We start from the raw sequence: 21753 nt of genomic DNA, 5'->3' as shown, positions 1-21753 counted from the left end.
TCTAAAATAAACCAGCAATACTTAAAAAAGGGCAAATAGCGATCGCTTGTCTACTCGTGTGTTGGCAGACGCGATCGCTTCAGGATCGCATCTGTCAACACATCAGGATATATTAGAATCGTCGGTGCCGATTTCACACTCCTGGCAACTAAGCTCTCTTATTGTGCAGATTCCTCATTTCCCGGAAAGCAATCATCCGATTGTAAAATCGCTGTTTCATTACAGCGATCAGGAATTACTCACGTTGTTTCAGCGTCATCCTGAACAGGGACGCTTTTTCACCGCGATTTTCTGTCGCTACAGTTCGATTGTATATACGTTGATTCAGCATTTAGCGCGATCGCCTGTACAGGCAGATTATCTATTTGCCCTCACCTGGCGGCACATTTACTTTGAGCTAGGTGGTTTGGATTTGCGCGACGTTACCGGGACTGGGTTGCTAACTTTCCAGAACTGGCTAATTAATATCACGGCTGTTTGTATCAACCAGGCAGAATTGCCACCTGTAGAAGCAATTCATTACAACCTACAAGCTGCTTCTCCGCCGCTGTGGTGTTATGTAGAACAAGCTTTGGAGCGATTTCCGCCGATGCTGAGGTTGATGGTTTTGATGGCGCAGACTTTCAACTGGAGCGATACGCGAATTGCTGCTTATTTACAGGCGGAGGGAGAGGCAATTTCTCCGGCGGCGGTGCGAATCAAGCTAACTGAAGGTTATCAACTATTAGAAGCATCATTACCTGAAGATATTCGCGCAATTTATCTGTCGGGGGATAGACAAGCAACCAAAGGCGAAAGGAGCTACCAGGTATGAGTTATAGGGAGCGGGGATGGTTATCGGCAGTCAGCTTAGGGTTAAAACCCCAGCTTAATAGAGCAATTCGGTTAAAACAGACATCTTGCACCAATAAGCCCTGGCGATTAGAAATCGCAGCTATAGAAGCCAAGTCCGCCGACCCGGACTTAAGACAAGTCGAAGGTTTTGAAACCCATGCAGGCGGGTTTTGTCTGTCTAGACGCGGTTTCAACCACCCAGTTGAGAATGCTGCAAGATATCAGTTAAGATTCACATCTTGCACCAGTAACAATAAGCCCAGGCGATTAGAAATCGCGGCTATACAAACCAAGTCCGCCTGCGCGGACTTAAGACAAATCAAAGGTTTTGAAACCCGCGCAGGCGGGTTTTGTCTGTGTAGACGCGGTTTCAACCGCCCAGTTAAGAATGGTAAAAATTTCTTAAAGTCAATCCGTTTTAACAAACTTAACCTATTAGCCTCAGAATCTATTCTGAGGCAGAATGGCAACGAAGAGGAGGTGCCAGCTGTGGGTAAGGGACTAAGGAAACATAGGTTCATTAAAACTGAAAGCCGGAATTTATTACTTGTTAGTTTTTACTTGTTACTTGTTGCTTTCTTTTTCAGCGCCCCTAAAGCTGCCAAAGCTGTCAGTATTGACCAACAACTCAGCATTCCCTTAAACAACGGCACTCAAACCACTGACAGGGAAGATGCTGACACACTGCTGCGACTGGGGGGACAGGAGGAGCAGAAAGGCAATTTGGAAAAAGCCATTCCCTACTGGTTACAGGCTTTAGAACTTTATCAGAGAATTGGCGACAAGGAGGCAATCGGTCTTACATACGATTTTCTCGGCATCACCTATGGTAAATTAGGGCGCTACATCGAAGCAGAAGATGCTCTCAGAAGACGCTTGGCGGTTGCTCGTGACAGGCAAGATTTCCAAGGTCAAATTTATGGTTTAAATAATTTGGGGACGCTGCTGCTGCAACGAAGTGCCGTAGATGCTGCTATAGTTAGCTTTTCAGAAGCGGTAAGAATTGCCCAGAGCATCAAAAGCCTACCTGGTGAAGGGCTATCGCTGAGTAATCTTGGTTTGGCAACAGCTAGTGCTGGAGATTATTATCAGGCGATTAAACGTTACGAAGAAGCTTTAATTTTTCGGCGGCGGGGTGACGATCCGCTAGGCGAGGCAAATACACAAAATAATTTGGGAGATGCTTATCTAGCGACTGAGAAATATCGCGATTCTTTACTAGCCTACCGTGCGGCGCAGCGATTAGGCAGACAAACACGCGATCGCTCAACTCAGATCCGCGCCATTGATGGTCAAGTGGCAATCTACAGCAGGCTTAGGCAATATCCGGTTGCCTTTGAATTACTCGACCAACGCTTAACCCTTGCCCAAGAATCGCAAAATCTGCGTCAAGAACTCAGAACGCTGGCGTTATTAGCTCAACTTTACCAGGCAAGCGGCAACAACCCAACGGCTCAGACTTTTTACGAACGGGCGATTATTTTGGCTCGTTCTTTAGGGGATCAGCAGCAAGAAGCGTTTTTAATCAACGATTTGGCGCAAATCCGTTTTACCCGCGCCAAATAAAACATCAGCCTGTTTGAAAATAAATCTTTTTACCTAACCCCAACCCCTTCAGAGGTTGGGGTTAGGTTTTTCATCACTTGCGTTCCCCGCCTCAGCCTAGAAACGAGAATTCTTACTTTTTAGTTCAAGAAAACAGATCCACTTTCTTGAATAGTCATGGCGTTTTTGTCAACGCTTAGATCCGTTGTTTCCTGTAAATTAACCTCCAATACTCCCGGTTCAGGGGATGCTTGAGGAACTACCCTCAGTAATGCCCCATTCGGTCGTTGGAAGGTGATATTCACGGGTGTTTTCAAACCTTCGAGAGTGGCATCGGATCTGCCTTGTAGCTGTCGCTGAGTGGTATCACCAATCACTTGATAAGTGATTGGATCGCCAGTTTGATTCACCAACTTGACACTTACCATCCCGTTCATGGGGATAACTCTGGAAGCGGGAGATTCTAGCTGTTCTGGTGCTGGTGTAGTTTCTTGTCCGCCGCTTTCAGGTACAGCGTTGGAACTGGGAGATACTGGCTGCTGTACTGGTTGTGTTCCGGGCAAGACAGCCGGACAACCCTCTGGGGGACGAATGCCGCGCTGGACGTGTTGGGGTTCGTAAAAGACACTTGGACAAGGGTTAAGCGGTGAGACGCGCCCTGTGGGTTGGAGTGATTGGTTTATGGTATCGCGATCGCCTGTATTCTGCATCATGCGATCGCTACTCTCCGGCGCTTGGTTAATATTGCCGGGAGTGGGGTTCATTTGGGCGAGTGCTGGTAAACCAATAATTAGACTTCCACAGATAGCCCCCATTAACCCAATGGTTTTTTTGATTGGCTGATTTTGCCGAATCATCGTTTATTCCTCTATTAACTGAATTTAAAAAAAAATTGGCTGTTGCCTATATTTTATCCTTTTATTTTTTAAGTCTAGAATATTTATTTCTTTCCCCTTGCATCTGGCTAAAGAAAGATGAATGAAATCTTTCTTTAGCCCTTATTTCACCCTATGCTTGCTCCCACATTTCCTTTATTTTGTCGGGAAGAAACTCGGAAATTTCCTTAATCCGTTCTGGCGACAAGTCATCTTTAGTCGCCGAGAAGACAGCCTTGATTGCCATTTCTGGTTCTACGCCTTGTGGCAAACCAGCTTCTTGACGAATCCGAAATAGAAAAGTATCGGCCTTAATAATCAAAGGCGGACGAATCCGACTTAAGAAATGGACAATTGGATTAGTATCTACCCAAAGATCCGCAACTTCGTTTTGCAGCGCTTTATCTTCTGTGGGTAGCGCTTCTTCATGTAATTCTTCAGTCACCCGGTCTACAGCTTCGTTGGTCATCATATCCCGCATTGTGCGGAATACAACCTCAGTGATATCTCTGGCATCAAAAATATCTTCCAATTCGCCCCGGAACATGACTTTTTCCAGAAAGGGCATATCCTTTGTAGCAATGGGAACTACCGGGCCTTCATTAAGAGACTCAGGCGGGTTATCCTCCATTTTTTCTAGAAGACGTTGCCCTTTTTCTGTCAGTCTTGCACTCTTAAATTTAATTAAATGAGGTGCTAAACCATCTGAAGGATCGTAGGTGTTAGCAATCCGAAAGTCGAACTCTTTCGGGTTAACTACATCCGAAGTATCCTCCTGATTTGCATAGGCATTGCCAGTAAATTCGGCATCGATATACTGCTTTTGATTTAAATAATCCAAGTGACCTAATAGGTCGGTTTCTGTAACTTGTCTTCCGGCAAAATCTGATGCTGTAAAAGCCACTTCATGCTTACCCGGTTCATTGTCACCTTCGTGGATTTTTTTGAGTAAGATGTAGGCAATATCTTCTCTTAAAGGTATGGTCATCAGAAACTCCTGATAAATTGAATCTAGTAAAAAATGCTATTTGCCGAAAAATGTACGCATACAGCAGTGAGCTATTGAAACTCCCAAGAGTTTCAAGCGCAATTTTTGGCTAATTGAATGGGGATAAATTCCTTATCCACACCTTTTAGAAATTAATAGGTTAAGCACGAGCCCCGCATCTGCCACGGGTAGCATTTCTTTAGGAGAGTAATAGGCAGGATGAGGAATGAAGGCTGAATAGGAGAAGTTGTTTGATGGTTTATTGTTATTCTTCTCTAGGGGCGGGTAGGGTGACTGTCACGGTTGTGCCTTGATGGAGAATACTGGCGACTTGGATGTAACCGTGGTGATTTTCGACAATTGCCTGAGCGATCGCTAACCCCAATCCCGACCCCGTTGTTGTAGAATTCCCACTAGAGTGAGTCCGGGCTGGATCAACCCGATAAAATCGGTCAAAGATGTGGGGTAGTGCCGATTCTGGGATACCCGTGCCAGTATCGCTGACGGTCACTTGTAGCTGGGGTATCCCGTAGCGTCTAGTAGAGATGCGTTCACCATCGCCTTTTTCTATATATTGCAATTCGACATTAACTTGACCAGCCGCCGGAGTGTATTGCACCGCATTACTAACCAAATTTGTAAACAGACGCGCCAATTGATCCCAATCGCCCTCAACATCCAATGTTGGATTTTGGACTTTGAAGGGATTTTTGGGGAAATTTATTCTTTCCAAAACATCGCCTGATTTTGGATTATTGGGAATTGCGGATTGGGCAGATTCCCCCAGTCCCCAGTCCCCACTCCCCAGTGCCAAATCTAAAGATAGTTTGATACCCTTTTCAGATGCAAGTAGCTGTTGTTCTTCTATCACCTCCATCAATAGGGCATCCAGGGGAACTGGCACCCAATTGCGTTGCACCATACCGCTATCTTGCCGCGCTAGAAACAGCAAATCATCCACCAAACGCCCCAAACGCCGCGTAAGTCGTTCTACTACTTTCAACTGTTGTCGGTAATGTAGAGGTGCCTCGCCCTGTGCTTCTACCAAGTCAGGGTCAGCTAGCGCCACCTGGACATTGGTTTGAATCATGGCAATTGGGTTTCTCAGTTCGTGAGAAGCGTCAGCTGTAAATTGTTTGAGACGTTGATAAGATTCCCGCACTGGTTCCATTGCCAACCCAGAAAGCCACCAGCCGCTAGCTGCAACAGAAATCAACATTAGCACCGTGCCAAAAATCAAATCGACCATCAGCAGGCGAGTCGGCTTAGCAACCTCAAACCAGGGATGGCTGACGCGCAGATATCCCAGTACCTGTCTCCCGATTTCCACTCGTTCCGTCACCTGTCGCAGCAGGAGTGGTGAGTATTGAGTGCTTAGCACAGGTGTCTCGCCTGTTTGTTCTGAGTTTTGAGTTTTGAGTTTTGAGTTAAGAGATTCTCCTTGCTCCCCTGAACCCCTTACCACGTTGACGGTTTCACCAGTGCGATTGAGATGGATGGGAATATCTAGCGGTTCGGATAAAGTTGACCAGAGTAATTCACCGTTGGGGCTAAACCATTCTAGGTCGATGTGGTCGTCTTCAACTGTGTCTGCATTGTTGGGAAAACTCGCCTCGACGTTAACGCTAAGTTTGTCGGGCGCGACATTTTCAATTACGAGACTTCGCTGTACAACTTCTACCACATGATTGAGGGTGTCATCCACGCGCTCAATCAAGGTGCTGCGGACATACATATAGACACCAGTGGCAAATAGCAGCAGCAACACAGCTGTTACAGCTGTATACCAAAAAGCCAACCGTCTACGAGTGGCTTGAAACATAAGCACCTCAGCCAATTCTCACAGTGTCTACAGTTTAGTGGCTATCACCCTTGATAAAACGGCATTACAGCAGAGGTTTGCCGTGACGTTCAACTAACTGGTCAGCGACTACAACATTTCAAAAACTATTTTCGCTTAAATACACTTAACAGCTAAAAAAATCAGGGTAAAACAAATGGAAACTCTCGCCTATCTTCATCTTGCCTTATCGTTTGAAGAGTGCGTAAATCTTGAAGTTGACGAATTTATTGAAGTTTCCCTAATTCCAAGCCAACTAGAGTGTAGAGATAATTATAATATTTCGCTTTTGTCCAGTTCTGATGAATGGCTCAACTATTCGCCCGTTTGTTTTTAAAAACTAACTGATATCCTTTATTCAAGGTTTCCCAAACTTACAATTTCCACTCATGCAACCAACTAACAACCAGTTTACAGAGGAAGTGCTTACCGATTTAAACGCCCTGATAAATGAAATAGAAAATAACCCTTCCTTATCTTCATGGGCGATTCGCTTAACCCTCAAAGCTATTCGAGACAAAGCCAAAAGAATGACATTTAAAACTATGCCGAAAGATGCCAAACTTGCTATTAGTTGTTAGCCATTAGCTATTCCGGGTTATTTGAATTTGATTTGTGATTGTAGAGACGTTTTCATGAAAGCGTCTCTACCTTTTTTTATGAACCGCGTTAGCGAAGCCTGCGCGGTTCATTCCTGTAAAAAATCTAATCTAAACCACTCCACAAGTTACTAATGATAAATGACTCTTAAGCAGCACTAGCCTGTCCAAATTGAGTCAAGAATCTAAACGCCTTCACAATAAAAGTGGCGCATTCCTTGGGAGAAGTTCCATAAAATGCACGCCAAGCGGCGGCTTTGTACTCATCGTAACGGTCGGCGTGTTCCGGAAATTTTTCTAGCCAAGCTAATCGCACAGCATGACCAATTAGCACATCTAGCACAATATATTCGGCAATTTGTAAACCAGGGTTAGCGATCGCGATCGCATCCAACTCCATCAACGCCTCAATATTAACTTTACGGTATTCCGGCACCTGTATCTTATTTAGCAAATGTTCCACCCGCAGAGCAAAATTCTTCTCTCCTGGTGTCATTTCTGACAAGATCATCTGGCTATCCAAACGGTTGCGGCGTTCTAACTTATCGCCAATCACCAAACCCTTACAGTGTTTCAGTAATCGCCAAACGCTGGGATAAAAATCTTTCGGAACCCGATTTAACGCCCCATCTAACTGTCGCTGTCGCAACCAACCACCAGCAGCGGGTGCTTCTACTTCATCTTGTTCTACTACTGACACCACCCAGTCAATATCTTTCTCCTGCTGTTTAACGTGCAAAGATTCTTGGCTTAGCAATACTTGATTCATCCCTTCGTATCCAGCCAAAACTTGACGCAGACGCATCCTAACTTCAAACGGACTTAATTGCATCAAATTTTCGTAAGCTTCATCTTGAGATGTTTGCAACTCGTGAGCTAATTCGCTAGTTAAAAGTAGAATTAGATATCCGACTCGCAGCGTCAACAAACCGTCAAATAATTGGGGTTCCGACTTGATCAGTTGACCGAGATAGATTAGGATTTCTTGAGTAAGGACGCGATCGCGTATATCTTCCCTACAAAACTCCCGAATCTTATCCATAATCTCTGTATAGGACATCGGGCGCGTCATCAACGAGGCCTCACTATACGCCTTCCCCACCGTAATTTGCTTACCCCGCACCAGAATATCAGTCACCGCATCCGACAAACTGATATCCACCTTATCCAGCAACCCAGCCGCATGACGCACCACCGTCCAATAAGGTGAAGCCCCAGAAATACCAGCCTTAGCGTAAACTTCATCCAGCAAATCCGCTACCGTCACCCGCACACCAGGGCCTCCGAACCCCGTGTCAAAATCCAACCCCCGCAACCGCACCAAGGTATGCAACCACTCAACTTGCTCGTAGATATTATTTGTCTCCCGCAGACGGTCGAGTAATAATCCTAAATTCGTTTCACACTCCAGCATAAATTCTTGAGTATGGTTCAACGGGCCATTTTTCTCAGGAATACTAGCTAGGTAGTAGCATTGCAAAGCTGCATCTTGAACTGGAGACTGACTAAACTCAAAATCGTGCAGAAAATCGATTCTTTCAGTTCCCGCCGTTAGCATCAGCTGATTCAGTCGCCCCAATTTTACCCGGACACCGTTGCAAAGACCGTCTTTCAACTCCTGCATCAATTCCAGCAAAGCCTCAGAGCCAGTTTCCAGCATCGCATGAGTTAGCAACAGCGTCATCGTCGGACGACCCAACTCAGACCAATTCCGCTGAATATACGCCAGTTCGCTTTGAATCTCAGCCACCAGGAAATGATAATCCAGCGTCAGATAAAATTGCTGTTGATCCAAAAACGACGGTAAAAAGACAATCGTCTCACCTCGGACGCGAAAAACCCGCGATGTCGTTAAACTCCGCAACCGCCTTACAGGTCTGCCAGTGAGTCCCAGTTTATCGTTCCGACCAATTTGAGTAAAAACCCCCGACAAGTCGGTTGCTTGACGTACCTGAATCGGTTCCACCTGCGTTGGTGTTTGGGTAGCAATGCCCTGAACTTGCAATTTTGCCTGTAAATCCTCATCTTCAGCTAAGAGGGCAATTTGCACCAATGGGTCTTGATTGCGATTCATTGTTAAATGCCGTCCCAGTGGGTCAATATCTCCCACCGCCACCAAACCTTCACTCAACATTTGCCCCAATAAATACAAGCTTTGCGCCCATACCAAGGGAATATTTTCGTTAGGTAAACGTGTCTGACTGTGAGGATTTAACCTTTCCGCCTCTATTTTCTCTCTCGGCACATAATACAGTTCAGGTAGCAGCCCCAAACCTTCCTGTTCAATTAACAGAGACTCTAAACACTCTTGGTAGTCTTTAACTTGTTCTGTGTCTCTGTGAAACAAGCCATCCAGCACCAAATAAGTGAAAAATAAAGGCCATTCGCACTCAATATGCTCAAACTGTTGCAATTCCCAAGGTTCGTAGTGCAAGCGGCTGGTATCTTCCAAAACGGTTTGGTGTCCATCTCGCAAAAAGCGTTTGCAGCCGTAGCGTCCTTCCAGCTTGTCAATAATTTTCTGGCGGGTGCGTTCCACCAGTTCCAGATTTTCCACTGCAAAGGCTGGGAAACTAATGACGCTCAACAATGCCGCATCAACTTCTTTTGAGCTGGATTCCCTTGGCAGCAAAGATTTCAGTGTCATCCGGGCGCGAGCAATTTCATCAGGTAAGACGTGGATAACCGAAGCCTGAGAACCGCGTACCCCGAATAAATCCAGTCCGCTAATCGCTTCTAAGGCAGCTTTTGCCATTCCCACCGAACTTGCGTTCAGTTCTGGATTCCCCCGATTAATTTTATTTCCTCGTTCCCAAATTCCATAATCGGGTGTTCGGTATGCGCGACCAATGTAATACACCAGATTTTGCACGAAGTTAACTTCATCTATGCAGTAGATGATGTGTAACCCGGATGCTGTCATCTGCGCCAGCATCAGCAAAAACAGGGAGGTAGCATCTAATTGCAAGTGTCCCCAAGCGTCATCGCCGACGACAACATCGCCAGAACTGGTGTTGTATTTGGCGTGCAGGCAGTCTAGCAGGGATTGGCTTTGTTTAAAACTTTCTACTTTGTGGCTTTGGCGCATCATGCAGAACAACAGCCCCCGCATCAGCTTGACGACGCTTTGTTCTAGTTCGTAGGTACGTCCCCCATCTTCATCAACTTTGCGGTAAGCCAGCGCCAATCCCCAAACCGCGAGAATGCTATAAACGTTGTCTCGCACCCAAGCGTCGGTATAGTCGCCGTGGGCGTTAATGGCGGTACTGGCGGGTAATAGGCCGGTTATCGGATTTTGACGGTTGAGAATGACTGCTGCGATCTGCTGATAATAATTATCTAAGCGATCGCTTAGCAGTTTGGCGGTTAGCGACATATCATTTTGCAAGAGTATGAGGAAGCAAGCCCAAGTGCCTTATATTTTCGCACCAAAGTCAATTTTCATCCGCAAGCGGATCAGATTGTTGCGCGATCGCTGATCTTTGGTTACATTAATTTGCATAATGTAGCCAAATTTTATTTCAGTCAGTATAAAACTATGCAAACTCAAGATCGCAACGATGTAACGAAGGTTGGCTTTACGCCTCAAGCTGAAAACTGGAACGGTCGTCTGGCGATGATTGGATTCCTCGCTGCTGTAATTATTGAACTCACCAGTGGTGAAGGTGTACTTCACTTCTGGGGTTTAATGTAATTTTCCAGTCTTTTTAACCTCGGTCAATCTCAATTCGCTGGGTGTTTCTTCGGAAATATCCAGCTTTTTTATAAAATATGGTTTTTTTGAATACTTGTAGAATTATTGTTAGGAAAAAAAGCTAAGAAAATAGGGTGGGCATTGCCCACCCTATTTGCTGAAAGCTCTTGTTTAGCGAATGTATTCTTTGAGGATGCTGTTGCGGTTGGGGTGGCGCAACTTGCGGAGGGCTTTCGCTTCGATTTGACGGATTCGTTCGCGGGTGACGTTGAAGATTTGACCGATTTCTTCGAGGGTCTTCATTCGTCCATCATCTAAGCCGTAGCGCAGACGTAAAACGTCGCGTTCGCGGGGGCTGAGAGTATCGAGGACGCTTTCTAAGTCTTCCCGGAGCAAATTTTTGGAAACTTGATCTTCTGGGGTTTCACCATCAGCTTCGATGAAGTCTCCCAGTCGAGAATCTTCTTCTTTGCCGATTGGCGTTTCTAAGGATATCGGCAATTGGGCAGATTTGGCGATGAAACGCAGTTTCTCGATCGTCATCTCCATTCTCGTAGCAATTTCTTCTTCAGTGGGTTTGCGACCCATTTCCTGAGAAAGGAGTTTGGTGGTTTTCTTGATGCGAGAAATGGTTTCGTAGAGGTGAACGGGTAGGCGGATGGTGCGGGATTGGTCAGCGATCGCTCTGGTTATTGCCTGACGAATCCACCATGTAGCGTAAGTTGAAAACTTGTAGCCTTTCTCGTGGTCGAATTTCTCAGCGGCGCGAATCAATCCCAAACTGCCTTCCTGAATCAAGTCTTGGAAAGATAACCCGCGATTCATATATTTCTTGGCAATCGAAACCACCAAACGCAGGTTTGACTGCACCATTTTGTCCTTAGCGCGGCGACCTACATAGAGGCGATGTCGAAACGCTGGTAGGCGCTTTTTCACCTCTTTAGACCACTCTTCTTGTTCTGGTTCTCTTCCTAACTGAGTAGTAAGTTGTTCCCAGACTCGCTCAGATTTCAGTACCCCTTCAGCCCACTCTATATCTTGGGGTTCCCGCTCTAGATTTTCGATCAATTGCTGGCGCAAACGCTCCAATTCCAGCAAATCTGCAATTTTCCGAGCAAGTTCAATTTCTTCGTCGGCGCGTAGTAGGCGAATCCGACCAATTTCTTGTAAATATAGGCGAATCGAATCCTCTGTATAGTGCTTCTTTTTAGTTTGCACCCGACGACGGGATCTGGCTACCTTACCAGGCTTACCGTCTTCTTCATCCGGTGCTGCGTCTACAAATTCTTCATCTCGATCCGCTTCTTCGTCAATTAATAGCTCTAACATTTCGCTGTCAGGCTGAATGATGATTTCGAGTACGTCGTTGGCCTGGGTCATGCCTAATTCCTCATGCTCCTTCAGTTAAAGACCAGAAGATGGTGTGGTTAATCTACAAACAAGTTAGTCAGTGGTGTTTGCCAGCATTCAAAGGTTGCTCACTGACTAGGTGAGAGAAAGAGAGAATACATTCCTCACAACGCCAGGGCGAACTTAAAAGCGTTGGGGTAGGTGTTAATGCTGGATATGTTCAAGACCTTTCCGATTGTAGCCTCTCTTACAAAAATTGCACGTTTTTTGATTATTTAATCCTGCAAATATGAAATTAATGTCTGGCGAGCTTTTACAAATGGATAATGCAATTGGAATTGATGCACCCATCACGCAGCCCATCTCCTTGAACTAATTTTTACAGGATTTGCTCTTACTTACTCGCTTTCTTGAGAAAGCAAGCCAGCTTTTCGCTGCCTTTCTATCAATTGCCCGCTTTATCAGCGTCAAAGGATTGGCGACAATAGCACTAAGCAGTAATGAACGTGCAAGCCAAAACTACGAGAAATTGTCCTTTTATCTTACGTTAAGCTCAAATACAACTCCATACTATTAAGCTTTATAGGTCAGCGGTTGAGACAAATGGCTGAATTCTATTCAGTCATTCTAATCAACTGGGACTAAATGTGACATCTAAAACATCAATATATATTGCAAAATCCGCATTGACCACTCAATTTGGCTTGTTGCCACAAAAAATCAATGGTGACAAACTGGTATCCTTGCTGCAATAGTTGGGGAATTAGCTGGCTAGTGGTTTGGGCTACGTCTTGTCCACCGTAGTAGCCATCGTGTAGAACAATCACTGAACCATTGCGAACTTGCCGCAGCACCCGCTCTACGACCAGGGAAATCCCTGGACGCACCCAGTCTTCCGGGACGACGCTCCACATGACGGGTCGATAGTTCCACTGGTGCAATAAATCTAAGGTTTGGGGTGTAAACAAACCGTTGGGGGGTCGGATATCTCGGATGTAGCGTGGGTCTAGTTGACAAGCTTTTTGGATTGCCTGTTGGGTTTGTTCTATACTTTGCTGGAGTTCTGTTGGGCTGAGTTTAGGAAAGGCGCGATGATCGTATCCGTGTAATCCAATCCAGTGGCCCCGGTCGTAGACTTCTTTAGCAACTGTTGGGGAACGGTTGACACAGGCACCGAGCCAGAAAAAACTAGCAGTGATGCTGTAGCGGTCTAGCACTTGTAACAGCTCTCTGGTGTACTGAGGATGGGGGCCATCATCAAAGGTGAGAGCGATCGCTTTTGAATTTGCAGCACCCGACCACAGACAGTTAGGAAAGGCAGGCTGAAGAATTCGGTACACAATAGGAAATAGCGGAGCCAGCTGCATTTAGTCTATTAAATTGGTGTCAGCATACAGTGAGTCTTAAAGGTCAATTTTTACAACAAAAGCAAATTTTTGCCACCGTCACGCGATTTTTTCTTTTGGTTGCTCTTGCTGGGTGCAGCACTGTAACTACCAACCAGTATGAAGCAACAGCGCGGACTACTTTCACTTGGAAAGTTCACTACTTTACCAATCCCAGCCGCAATCAACAGCGAATAGAAACTTTTGGCTCTACTTCTTTGCTCAATCGCAATGGCGAGAAACCAGAAGGAGCGGTTATTGGCCCTGATGAGCGGGAACTTTGGTGGGCTGCTCTCCCGCCACAACCGACGCTGGATGAAATTGAACAGCGACAGCAACCAGGCGAACAGACAAGTACACCTGGTCTGTTACGAGATGTGGACTACCAGATCACCTATCGCTCTGGCAACCAGACGGTGACGTTGCCGACGAATTACGATGTTTATCGGGAGGTTGTGAAGGCATATCCTTCCCAGACACCTTTAGAGCTGACTTTGGGAATCAACGATGCTTCAGTGGAAAAAGCTGAACCCAAGTTTGAAAATTAAAAGTGAAGCATCCCCCATATACGCCATGTGCAACTTTATAGCGCCATACTCCCAACCCAAAGGTAAATTAGGGAGCTAAAAAAAAGTTGCACATTCGGTTAATTTTTAATTTTTAATTTTCTGGCAGAGCTTTTCACAGTGATGGGTATCTTTAACGGCTGACTGGCTTTAGTTAGCTGCTGTGATTCCAGCTCTTGCAGACCATCGAGAATTGCGTCGCGGATGACAGCTTCCGGCTCTTGACTCAGCATCAGGCGAAAATATTCGGAGATGGTACGTTTGCGATCGCGCTCTAACCGAGCATCTGTTACTAAAGCGCTCAGTTGACGAACTGCAAGCAAACGCTTCAGGGGGTCAACCTGTGTTAGTTCCGTTAACAGATGGTTCAGATTACCTTCTTCGCGATTCACTTGACGACTAATAATTTGCCACACCAACAAAATGAGGGTGAACAGGGTGCCTAAGCCTTGAAGAATCGCACCAGCCGCAATCCAGGGGCTATCTGAGTCTACCCAGATGGAAGCAGCCATGTAGGTGCTGAAGCTGGCAAGTCCGCCGCTACCAACTGCCAGAGTTAATTGACGATTGGAGCCGCTAAAAAACCTTTGTAGACTTGACCAGTGTACTTGCCAGTCCCATTCCTGCATCAAGTAAACCAGCAACATTACCAACACACCAGCGCAGGTAGCCAGCAGAAGCTTCCAGTTCCAGAAAAGCATTGCCAACATAAATGCGCTCGCCAGCAGCCAGCCTCCTTGCGACAACCTTGCTTGAGGAAACCGCTGGAAAAGTGCCAACTTTGATGGTTTGTGCGACGAGCTTTCAATGAGGTTAGCGATTTGCTGCCGCCATTTAGACGCCTGTGCCACGGAGATTTCCTGCTTAAGTCAGATAGATTATATCTAACCTACTGGCTCTCTCGATAAGTTTTTTCTTAGTGGAAGGTTCAAACGTGGGAACGCTAACTTATCTCTTAGAAACCAAAGCTTAAGTCATCGACGGTTAGCTGACCGTCAAAGGCGTAGAAAGTAATCCGACTGATATCTGGTACGTTTACGCTCAGGAGCGTGTTGGGAGGGATTGGGGAGTCAGTTCCGGCGAGATTTGGCCCAGGTATCTCGGTGCGGGCGAGGAGTTTATCTTGGGCGTCAAAGGCAGATAAAATAGTTCGCTGAGAACTGGTGGTAAAGCCGCTGACAAAGCGTACTGGATACTCGAAAAACACTTCTATCAAGCCGTTTTTCGGCGCACCCATGAGGACTGTGGTGCCAGACTGAACGGGAAAGGCAGGGTTTGAGGGTTGGAGAGCGATCGCGTTTCTAAAGGTGACTCCCCATTGTTGAAACTGACGTTCCACTACTTCAAAGCATGTCAAATCTTCCATGTTGAGGCGAACGCAGGTAGGTTTTTTTACCGGAAAGCCGAAATCAGACTCTAACGGCTTTGCGCCAGCAGCAGCGACAACGGTAGCAGCGTTGAGAAAATCAGCTGTCGCTGATGCTTCAAACTCGCCCACTTCATCACACACAGGACTGTATTGCTTTGCCATAACACTATGTAAACGCCCTTTTTCAACAACCGGATCGCCTTTAACTGCATCTAGCACTGGACACTGGACGATAATTTCTTTCTGGCTTTTCAATGGAAGCGACGAGCTTAAACTACCAACTTTCCTTGTGTTCATCCAGCCTCCTTGACTCCCAAAGCATTTTTTATATTGCCATCCCAATTAATGCTTCTTGGGCCAGTCGAAAGATTCCGCACTTTAAACTGTCTGATCCGGAAACGATGGCAAATGTTCCATTCCTCAACGTTTGCTGATGGCTGCTCGTTTAAGCGTAGCTGAAAGTTTACATAAGTACGGAAAAATGGGGTGATGGGTTTTACCCCCTACCGTTAAAATTATCTCTGATTTTTTCCGGTTTCGCATCCGTTATCTAGCGGATGTCTCCGAACTCCCACAAATGTCAAACCAAGACGCTATTAGTTTTTTTACCCAATATGGCTATTTTTCGGGTGAGAGAACCACTTACCAAATCTTTAAACAGACGAGGTTTGGTTTTAAAGTTTCTTGGCATTTCTATCGGCTGTGTGGATCGGGGAAGTTCTTCATGACTAATCACCATTCCAGAGCCAGAGGTTTTGGTAGACCTAAATCGGCGATGATGGCAGTAGATAGGAGGTTTGTCCCATGATTCAGCCACCAGGATTTGAACAGCACTCAGTTGTCACCTCGTTGGGAAGAATGGTGTACTACACTAACGAGGGGGAACCGTGGCGGTCAACAGCTGCCACCAGTTTGAAAGAGTTGCCCACATTGGTTTTCCTGCATGGCTTTGGTGGGGGGTCGTCCGCTTATGAGTGGTCGAAAGTCTACCCAGCTTTTGCGACTGAGTATCGAATTTTAGCACCAGACTTAATTGGTTGGGGTAGATCCGATCATCCAGCCCGGAATTACCAAATAGATGACTACATCAACACGATTATCGAGTTTCTGGAGCTGACTTGTAATAGCGCAACGCCTGTAATTGCGTCTTCGCTCTCCGCTGCCTTTACAATTAGAGCTGCGATCGCTCGTCCCGATTTATTTAAGTCGCTGATTTTGACAACAGCCGCTGGTTTGTCTGACTTTGGCGAAAATTACACGCGCAGCTTTTTTGCCCAACTGGTCAGCACACCGATCCTAGATAAATTAATTTACAGCGCTGGCGTTGCTACTAGCGGCGGTATCCGCAGTTTCTTAGAACAACGGCAATTTGCTCAGAGCGATCGCGTTTACGAAGAAATTGTCAACGCCTATCTGGAATCTGCCCTGGAACCAAATGCTGAATATGCAGCGCTTTCTTTTGTGCGGGGGGATTTGTGCTTCGATCTTTCACTGTACATTGGGCAGCTAAACGTGCCTACTGCCATCATGTGGGGCGAAAAATCTCAGTTTACAGGCCCTGATATTGGCAGGCGGCTTGCAGCTTTGAATCCGCAAGCCATCAAGGTTTTTCAACCTCTGGATGATGTGGGGCTGACACCCCAGTTAGAAATGCCTGCGGTGACAATTGGCTTAATCCGGCGATTTTTGAAATTGCTTAATGGCTAATGGAATCATGGCTAATTGCATTCTTGACCAATTAGCCATGATTCCCTTCTTTTAGCCTTCCAACCGGATATCAATCACAGTGACGTTAAAGTTGTAATCTGAACCGTCGAGTTCTAGGGGCATACCAATTTTGACTTTAGTGCCGCCTATGACTAGACCATCTTTAGTAGTTTGCCCTTTTGTAGCAAAATTCATTAGCATATCGGTGCTGAAAGAATCTTGTCTGGGATCGGCTAAGGCTTTGACAGAACCATCTGGTTGCGGCACAACCACTGTTCGTGGCAGGAGTTTGACGGATTTAATCTCCATCTGTCCGGCGGGTTGATTGCGGATGATAATATTTACTTTTTTGTCTTTCTCAAACTGTTCCATTAATCCTTGCGGGTCTAGGACGTTCAAACCCCGAACAATGGCATCTACTTCTACTGGTTTTGTGGTAACGCCGACTTGAGCAACCGAACCGGAGGTGCCGGGGAAGAAGAAGATCCCGACAATAACTGAGAGAATCACTAAGGCAGCAGCAACATCTAAAATGCTTACCTTGCCGAATAAGCGACCTTGAGAATCCAAAATCTTCATGCAGAAATGTCCTGGCTCTAGCTAAAAGACTGGTGGAAAATAACATCTAACTCTATAGATCGCAAGCTAGATGAGTCACGATCCGGTAGTCTTTTGTCAGAGTAACATGAGTGTCGTCAGGAAGTGGTGTGGCTGACTGGATAAGTAAATCTGCTGAAAAAAAGAGGATTATTTACTCTACTACGCGCAACCATCCATTTTTTAGCTTGTCAAGGACTCGATTTACTTGAGCTTGCTCTTCGGCGTTTAAGGCTGTTTTCGATAACAGTGTGGACATCAGCCGCCGTTGGTCAGCGCGAGTGATTGTGCGAGTGATTAATAAATGCTCAACTAATTGACCAATACTTACCGATGTTAAATGCTCTTGAGCTTGCATATGTTAAACGTGAGGATATAGATACTATCTGAATTTTCTGTGAGGCTGCCTGGTTACTTCATCGGCATAATCGCTTAATTTGCTTTTCGGAAAAATGCTTGTCTACGTGATATTGCGTAGGAATTTGGCAAGGCTTAAGCGATCGCATTTTGATTATGTTGAGTTAACGGCAGGATAAAGGATAAATTCAATGATTATCTTTATTTTTAGGACTTATCGCTCTTATCTTGACTATTTAGGCAAAAAATCTCTTGTTTTGAACAAAAGTTAGAAAACTATGTGCCAGGGGAATCCTAGAAAGGCAACCAAGACTTGCTGCTTTGCGTCTTGGATTCCAGAGTCTTTGATTGCAGCTGTTTGAAGTATTCTTGCGCGTATTGGCTATGAAGTTGAATCCGTTATCGTTTTTTTATCGTCAGGCAAATCGCCGCTGGTTATACCCGTTGCTGTCAGCGGTGATGGCGCTGTTTATTTGGGTAGGTTTGCCGCAACCAGGGCAAGCGATACCCTGGTTAGACCTGATTTTGCGCGGCGTTCAGGTGATTCAGATGTCGAATGTTTCTGATAGCCAGGAAGTTCAGATTGGTCGGTCAATTAATGAACAACTGGTGACTAGAGAAATTCGCTTGTATCGTAATCCGCAAATAACCCGCTATGTTAATGAGATTGGTCAGCGGCTGGCTAGTAGTAGCGATCGCCCGGATATTCCTTATACTTTTCAGGTAGTTAACGATAAAAGCGTTAATGCTTTTGCTACGATGGGGGGCTTTGTCTACATCCATACTGGCTTGCTAAAGGCGGCAGATAATGAAGCTCAGCTGGCAGGTGTCTTAGCTCACGAAATCGGCCATATTGCTTCCCGTCATGCGTTGGAGCAAATGCGCCAAACTGCGATCGCTCGCGGTGTCGCGGCTGCTGCTGGCTTAGACCGCAATTTGGCGGTGCAAATTGGTGTGGATCTAGCTCTGCGCCGTCCGAACAGTCGCAAAGATGAATTTGAGGCGGATCAAAAGGGTCTGGAAACCTTAACAAATGCAGGCTATGCCCCCGCAGGGATGGTAGGTTTTATGGAAAAGCTACTCCGAGGCGGCTCGGTGCCTAATTTCTTGAGTACCCATCCGGGGACACAGGACAGAATTAACGCCTTGGAACGTGCCATCGACCCGGCGACTGCCAATGTGGGCGAGGGGTTGGATGAGTTGGCTTATAAGAGGAACATCCGCGCCCTCCCCTAAAAGACAAACTCTTTAAAAAGGCAATCCTTTCAAAGGATTGCCTTTTTGCCTTATGGTCTTAGCATATGGCGACGCATTCTACCCACCTGTGATGGATCGATTCGCGTTACGGCTTCTGATAGCGAGAGTTTGCGAACGCGACCGCGCAAAACGTTGACTTGATATACAAGGTTGTTGGTGATGTCCAAGCCTGTCAACCAGCCGCTTTTTTGGTGGTAGGCACCAGTATCAATGTCTAGCCAGCCATTTCCTTGGGCTAATTTCCCTGGTGTCACCCCAGGCAAGGTGAAGGTGATGGTGTGACCTGTGATGATCAGTTTATCAGGGAAGTATGGTTTGGCTATACTGTGGAATTCTTCCCGAATCCAACAAAATTCTTCAGCGCTTTGCTTTTCGAGGGGAATTTGCGGATGAATGCCTGCGTGAACTAACCAGATATCGCCTAAGTCTAGGTGTGTTGGCAAGCTTCGCATCCAGTCTATATCTCCTTGGGGAATGCCAGCTTCGCCATAACTGTTGACGGTGGCGTGTCCGCCACTATAAAGCCATCCTTGCAGGGCTGGGCCATATACTTCTCCATCGCCCAATACGTCTATTAACATTTGCTCGTGGTTTCCCAGGAGGCAGTGGTAGGAACTTTGCTTGACAAATTTCACAACCTGAGCGCTCTGAGTCCCCCGATCTATTAAGTCCCCCAAAAAATAAACTGAATCTTCATCAGAAGGCGCGATCGCTTCTAATAATCTCATTAGGCCGTCGTAGTGGCCATGCACATCACCTATCACAATGCGACGGTGGGTCATTTTGCTTTTCCTAACTTCCGATTTCTCACAACACTGGATAGTGCCGACTATTATTAAGGTGATGCACAGCCTGAAGTAGGGAATGCCTGCCTAAAAATTTAAAATCAAAAAAGACACACTTTAATTTATAATGTATAATCTTCAATTCCTTTAAATGGCGGTACTTCCCAGATTGTAAGTATGGTAGACTACAGTTCAATCATATCTTGCCTAGCCTTAGTAGCATATTTAAGGGTTTGGCATATCCCTTGCGGATGAACAAATATGTCTGAGCTGCCCACTGGGGACAAAATTCAGACTAAAATCCTCTGGCTTTTGCTTGAATGTTAGAAATTTCCAAAAATTCTGAGCTTAGCGCCTCTTCAGTAACGCCGCCAACGATAGTCGCTTTGAAGCAACCAACCAGTCAGGCTTGGGTAAAGATGGCGATCGCTAACTTAGACACGATCCTGTTAGACCATTCCCACTGCGAACGAAAAGCTGCTGGCGTAGCTTTGAATTTGATGTTTCGCTACCCTTCTAATACTCATCTGGTGCGGATGTTGACAGCGATCGCGCGTGAAGAACTGGAACACTTTGAGCAAGTCAATCAGTGGCTAGAACGCCGCCACATCCCTCTGGGACACCTCTCGGCTCCTCCCTATGGTGCTGGGATGAAGGCGCAAATTCGTCCCCAGGAACCTCAGCGATTGTTGGATTCTTTGCTTGTTTCTGGTTTAATTGAGGCTCGCTCTCACGAACGGCTGGGATTACTTGCTAATCACTCTCCAGATCCTGATCTAGGCAAGTTTTATCGCAGTTTGATGGCATCTGAGGCGCGTCATTATGGCGTTTATTGGGTGCTGGCTAATACTTACTTTGAGCGTGATGTTGTTAAAGAGCGGCTGGAAGAATTAGCTATTGCCGAAAGTGAGTTGCTGGAAACGCTGCACCCAGAACCGAGAATTCATAGTTAAGAACCTGACAATAACAGCCCCTCTTTGCAGACAAAGAGCGGTTACTATAGCAATTCAAGGGTTGGGTGCGATACATCTGTTGGGACATGGAATTGCCATGTCCCAACCTTGGTAATGGGAACGTCAGAACCGTGATATATTCCACCCATCTGAGAAACGCTATAATGCTTCACAACTTATTTCGTATAAGTATATTTAAGATAAATAATATTAGCTTATATTTTTATTATTAAGAATAAACTATCAGAGAATGGGGCATTGCAAAAACCTGACTTTTTTGATGATTTTTTGTAGTTCCAATAGTTGAAAACGGGCATGAAAATACAATATGGTAATTTTTTTATTCGGAGTTGGGAAGAAAGCGATCGCGCAGCCGCATCTAATGTTATCCATTCAGTATTAACTGAGTATGGCTTGCCTTGGGAGCCAGAGGGAGCAGACAGGGATGTGCTGGAGGTAGAAAAATTTTATCTCGATGCTGGGGGTGAATTTTGGGTAGTGGAAAGACTTGGGCGTGTGGTGGGGACTGCTGCTTATTATCCGGTACATCGGGGAGAAAAAGCGGTAGAAATACGCAAAATGTATTTGTTGCCAGAGGTGCGAGGGCAAGGGTTAGGGAAGTATTTGTTGCATCAGCTGGAGAAAGCGATCGCATCCCTTGGTTTTCAAGAAATTTGGGTGGAAACTGCCAGCGTTCTCCAACAGGCAGTTAAACTTTATGAAAATAGCGGTTACAAAGAAGCCGAGGGCGTGGAGACAACTAGATGCGATCGCGTCTATGTCAAATTATTAGATTTAATTCCAGGGAAATAAAGGTAACTTAGTTTTCAGATGATAATGAGTAATGGATATATTTGTCACAAGTTATGTTTAATTATGTCGGCTATTTATATATTTTTTATAAATTTATTTGCTAATAGAATCGTCCCTAGCAACGCTGCGGGAGTATCCGATTTTTGCAAATATAACCCACAGCCTAGAAGCCTCTATGCTGGAACAACAAAGCTTGCCAATGCAAAAGCTTGATATTACTAGCTTGCGTTGGCAGGCTT

20 protein-coding genes are annotated in these 21753 nt (G+C 45.7%); 9 read left to right on the top strand and 11 right to left on the bottom strand.

Translation table 11 applies throughout. The annotated features are described in order from the left end of the window. The first annotated feature begins 163 nt into the window (after positions 1 to 163). Positions 164 to 814, top strand: coding sequence for a sigma-70 family RNA polymerase sigma factor (locus H6F63_RS11115; protein ID WP_190637354.1), 651 nt, complete (start codon positions 164 to 166; stop codon positions 812 to 814). After that, positions 811 to 2400 (top strand): tetratricopeptide repeat protein, encoded by a 1590-nt coding sequence (locus H6F63_RS11110; RefSeq protein ID WP_199297948.1) that lies wholly within the window; start codon positions 811 to 813, stop codon positions 2398 to 2400. The genes H6F63_RS11115 and H6F63_RS11110 overlap by 4 nt, the downstream gene beginning before the upstream one ends. Before the next feature lie 119 nt (positions 2401 to 2519). Here H6F63_RS11110 and H6F63_RS11105 read toward each other — a convergent pair whose 3' ends face one another. The 3 genes from H6F63_RS11105 to H6F63_RS11095 all read right to left on the bottom strand — a co-directional run bounded on the left by H6F63_RS11105 (position 2520) and on the right by H6F63_RS11095 (position 6064). Beyond that, a complete protein-coding gene (locus H6F63_RS11105) occupies positions 2520 to 3236 on the bottom strand; it encodes a hypothetical protein (RefSeq protein WP_190637329.1) in 717 nt (238 codons plus the stop codon). A 151-nt stretch (positions 3237 to 3387) separates the two neighbouring features. Further along, complete coding sequence (locus tag H6F63_RS11100) at positions 3388 to 4242, bottom strand: DUF2267 domain-containing protein (protein ID WP_190637328.1); 855 nt, start codon at positions 4240 to 4242, stop codon at positions 3388 to 3390. Positions 4243 to 4507: 265 nt separating this feature from the next. Continuing rightward, positions 4508 to 6064 carry an ATP-binding protein gene (locus H6F63_RS11095; protein WP_190637326.1) on the bottom strand — a complete coding sequence of 519 codons (1557 nt, stop codon included), beginning with the start codon at positions 6062 to 6064 and terminating at the stop codon, positions 4508 to 4510. Between the two features lie 407 nt (positions 6065 to 6471). On the opposite strand from H6F63_RS11095, the gene H6F63_RS11090 reads away from it, so the two are divergent. Then, complete coding sequence (locus tag H6F63_RS11090; RefSeq protein ID WP_190637324.1) at positions 6472 to 6663, top strand: hypothetical protein; 192 nt, start codon at positions 6472 to 6474, stop codon at positions 6661 to 6663. A 166-nt stretch (positions 6664 to 6829) separates the two neighbouring features. On the opposite strand, the gene H6F63_RS11085 is transcribed toward H6F63_RS11090, so the two are convergent. Continuing rightward, the gene (locus H6F63_RS11085) at positions 6830 to 10057 is read right to left on the bottom strand and encodes a glycoside hydrolase family 15 protein (RefSeq protein WP_190637322.1); all 3228 of its coding nucleotides are present in this window, start codon (positions 10055 to 10057) and stop codon (positions 6830 to 6832) included. Positions 10058 to 10219: 162 nt separating this feature from the next. On the opposite strand from H6F63_RS11085, the gene H6F63_RS11080 reads away from it, so the two are divergent. Beyond that, the gene (locus tag H6F63_RS11080; protein ID WP_190637350.1) at positions 10220 to 10375 is read left to right on the top strand and encodes a chlorophyll a/b-binding protein; all 156 of its coding nucleotides are present in this window, start codon (positions 10220 to 10222) and stop codon (positions 10373 to 10375) included. A 171-nt stretch (positions 10376 to 10546) separates the two neighbouring features. Here the strand turns inward: H6F63_RS11080 and rpoD are convergent, their stop codons facing one another. Both rpoD and H6F63_RS11070 read right to left on the bottom strand, forming a co-directional pair. Beyond that, positions 10547 to 11755: an RNA polymerase sigma factor RpoD gene (rpoD, locus tag H6F63_RS11075; RefSeq protein WP_190435280.1), complete on the bottom strand. Its 1209-nt coding sequence runs from the start codon at positions 11753 to 11755 to the stop codon at positions 10547 to 10549. A gap of 632 nt (positions 11756 to 12387) precedes the next feature. Next, a complete protein-coding gene (locus H6F63_RS11070) occupies positions 12388 to 13092 on the bottom strand; it encodes a polysaccharide deacetylase family protein (protein ID WP_190435276.1) in 705 nt (234 codons plus the stop codon). Between the two features lie 65 nt (positions 13093 to 13157). Between H6F63_RS11070 and H6F63_RS11065 the strand changes: the two genes are divergently transcribed. Beyond that, a complete protein-coding gene (locus H6F63_RS11065) occupies positions 13158 to 13658 on the top strand; it encodes a hypothetical protein (protein WP_190435394.1) in 501 nt (166 codons plus the stop codon). 98 nt (positions 13659 to 13756) lie between these two features. Here the strand turns inward: H6F63_RS11065 and H6F63_RS11060 are convergent, their stop codons facing one another. Further along, positions 13757 to 14527, bottom strand: coding sequence for a hypothetical protein (locus H6F63_RS11060; RefSeq protein ID WP_190637320.1), 771 nt, complete (start codon positions 14525 to 14527; stop codon positions 13757 to 13759). Positions 14528 to 14631: 104 nt separating this feature from the next. Beyond that, positions 14632 to 15342, bottom strand: a complete 711-nt coding sequence (locus H6F63_RS11055) for a hypothetical protein (RefSeq protein WP_199297947.1) — start codon at positions 15340 to 15342, stop codon at positions 14632 to 14634. Positions 15343 to 15849: 507 nt separating this feature from the next. Between H6F63_RS11055 and H6F63_RS11050 the strand changes: the two genes are divergently transcribed. Continuing rightward, a complete protein-coding gene (locus H6F63_RS11050) occupies positions 15850 to 16752 on the top strand; it encodes an alpha/beta hydrolase (protein ID WP_190637318.1) in 903 nt (300 codons plus the stop codon). Between the two features lie 51 nt (positions 16753 to 16803). On the opposite strand, the gene H6F63_RS11045 is transcribed toward H6F63_RS11050, so the two are convergent. Beyond that, the gene (locus H6F63_RS11045; protein WP_190419157.1) at positions 16804 to 17331 is read right to left on the bottom strand and encodes a DUF4330 domain-containing protein; all 528 of its coding nucleotides are present in this window, start codon (positions 17329 to 17331) and stop codon (positions 16804 to 16806) included. A gap of 172 nt (positions 17332 to 17503) precedes the next feature. Then, on the bottom strand, positions 17504 to 17707 hold the full coding sequence (locus tag H6F63_RS11040; protein ID WP_190637316.1) for a hypothetical protein: 204 nt from the start codon (positions 17705 to 17707) through the stop codon (positions 17504 to 17506). Positions 17708 to 18090: 383 nt separating this feature from the next. Here H6F63_RS11040 and H6F63_RS11035 point away from each other — a divergent pair, with 383 nt between their 5' ends. Further along, positions 18091 to 18942: a M48 family metallopeptidase gene (locus tag H6F63_RS11035; protein WP_190637314.1), complete on the top strand. Its 852-nt coding sequence runs from the start codon at positions 18091 to 18093 to the stop codon at positions 18940 to 18942. Positions 18943 to 18992: 50 nt separating this feature from the next. Here the strand turns inward: H6F63_RS11035 and H6F63_RS11030 are convergent, their stop codons facing one another. Continuing rightward, positions 18993 to 19745: a metallophosphoesterase family protein gene (locus H6F63_RS11030; RefSeq protein ID WP_190637312.1), complete on the bottom strand. Its 753-nt coding sequence runs from the start codon at positions 19743 to 19745 to the stop codon at positions 18993 to 18995. Between the two features lie 323 nt (positions 19746 to 20068). Here H6F63_RS11030 and miaE point away from each other — a divergent pair, with 323 nt between their 5' ends. Further along, positions 20069 to 20701, top strand: coding sequence for a tRNA isopentenyl-2-thiomethyl-A-37 hydroxylase MiaE (miaE, locus tag H6F63_RS11025; RefSeq protein ID WP_190637310.1), 633 nt, complete (start codon positions 20069 to 20071; stop codon positions 20699 to 20701). 315 nt (positions 20702 to 21016) lie between these two features. Next, entirely contained in the window at positions 21017 to 21514 is a 498-nt protein-coding gene (locus H6F63_RS11020) for a GNAT family N-acetyltransferase (RefSeq protein WP_190637308.1), read from the top strand. Positions 21515 to 21753: the final 239 nt, after the last annotated feature.

It is taken from the genome of Trichocoleus sp. FACHB-40 (assembly GCF_014695915.1).
Lineage (GTDB): Bacteria > Cyanobacteriota > Cyanobacteriia > Cyanobacteriales > FACHB-T130 > Funiculus > Funiculus sociatus.
This window is presented reverse-complemented; position numbering and strand designations above follow the sequence as displayed.

What these genes read in the sequence shown, in the direction of transcription:
- H6F63_RS11110 (WP_199297948.1), top strand. Translation starts at nt 811, where the DNA reads ATGAGTTATAGGGAGCGGGGATGGTTATCGGCAGTCAGCTTAGGGTTA.
- H6F63_RS11105 (WP_190637329.1), bottom strand. Translation starts at nt 3,236, where the DNA reads ATGATTCGGCAAAATCAGCCAATCAAAAAAACCATTGGGTTAATGGGG.
- H6F63_RS11100 (WP_190637328.1), bottom strand. Translation starts at nt 4,242, where the DNA reads ATGACCATACCTTTAAGAGAAGATATTGCCTACATCTTACTCAAAAAA.
- H6F63_RS11095 (WP_190637326.1), bottom strand. Translation starts at nt 6,064, where the DNA reads ATGTTTCAAGCCACTCGTAGACGGTTGGCTTTTTGGTATACAGCTGTA.
- H6F63_RS11090 (WP_190637324.1), top strand. Translation starts at nt 6,472, where the DNA reads ATGCAACCAACTAACAACCAGTTTACAGAGGAAGTGCTTACCGATTTA.
- H6F63_RS11085 (WP_190637322.1), bottom strand. Translation starts at nt 10,057, where the DNA reads ATGTCGCTAACCGCCAAACTGCTAAGCGATCGCTTAGATAATTATTAT.
- H6F63_RS11080 (WP_190637350.1), top strand. Translation starts at nt 10,220, where the DNA reads ATGCAAACTCAAGATCGCAACGATGTAACGAAGGTTGGCTTTACGCCT.
- rpoD (WP_190435280.1), bottom strand. Translation starts at nt 11,755, where the DNA reads ATGACCCAGGCCAACGACGTACTCGAAATCATCATTCAGCCTGACAGC.
- H6F63_RS11070 (WP_190435276.1), bottom strand. Translation starts at nt 13,092, where the DNA reads ATGCAGCTGGCTCCGCTATTTCCTATTGTGTACCGAATTCTTCAGCCT.
- H6F63_RS11055 (WP_199297947.1), bottom strand. Translation starts at nt 15,342, where the DNA reads ATGAACACAAGGAAAGTTGGTAGTTTAAGCTCGTCGCTTCCATTGAAA.
- H6F63_RS11050 (WP_190637318.1), top strand. Translation starts at nt 15,850, where the DNA reads ATGATTCAGCCACCAGGATTTGAACAGCACTCAGTTGTCACCTCGTTG.
- H6F63_RS11045 (WP_190419157.1), bottom strand. Translation starts at nt 17,331, where the DNA reads ATGAAGATTTTGGATTCTCAAGGTCGCTTATTCGGCAAGGTAAGCATT.
- H6F63_RS11040 (WP_190637316.1), bottom strand. Translation starts at nt 17,707, where the DNA reads ATGCAAGCTCAAGAGCATTTAACATCGGTAAGTATTGGTCAATTAGTT.
- H6F63_RS11035 (WP_190637314.1), top strand. Translation starts at nt 18,091, where the DNA reads ATGAAGTTGAATCCGTTATCGTTTTTTTATCGTCAGGCAAATCGCCGC.
- H6F63_RS11030 (WP_190637312.1), bottom strand. Translation starts at nt 19,745, where the DNA reads ATGACCCACCGTCGCATTGTGATAGGTGATGTGCATGGCCACTACGAC.
- miaE (WP_190637310.1), top strand. Translation starts at nt 20,069, where the DNA reads ATGTTAGAAATTTCCAAAAATTCTGAGCTTAGCGCCTCTTCAGTAACG.
- H6F63_RS11020 (WP_190637308.1), top strand. Translation starts at nt 21,017, where the DNA reads ATGAAAATACAATATGGTAATTTTTTTATTCGGAGTTGGGAAGAAAGC.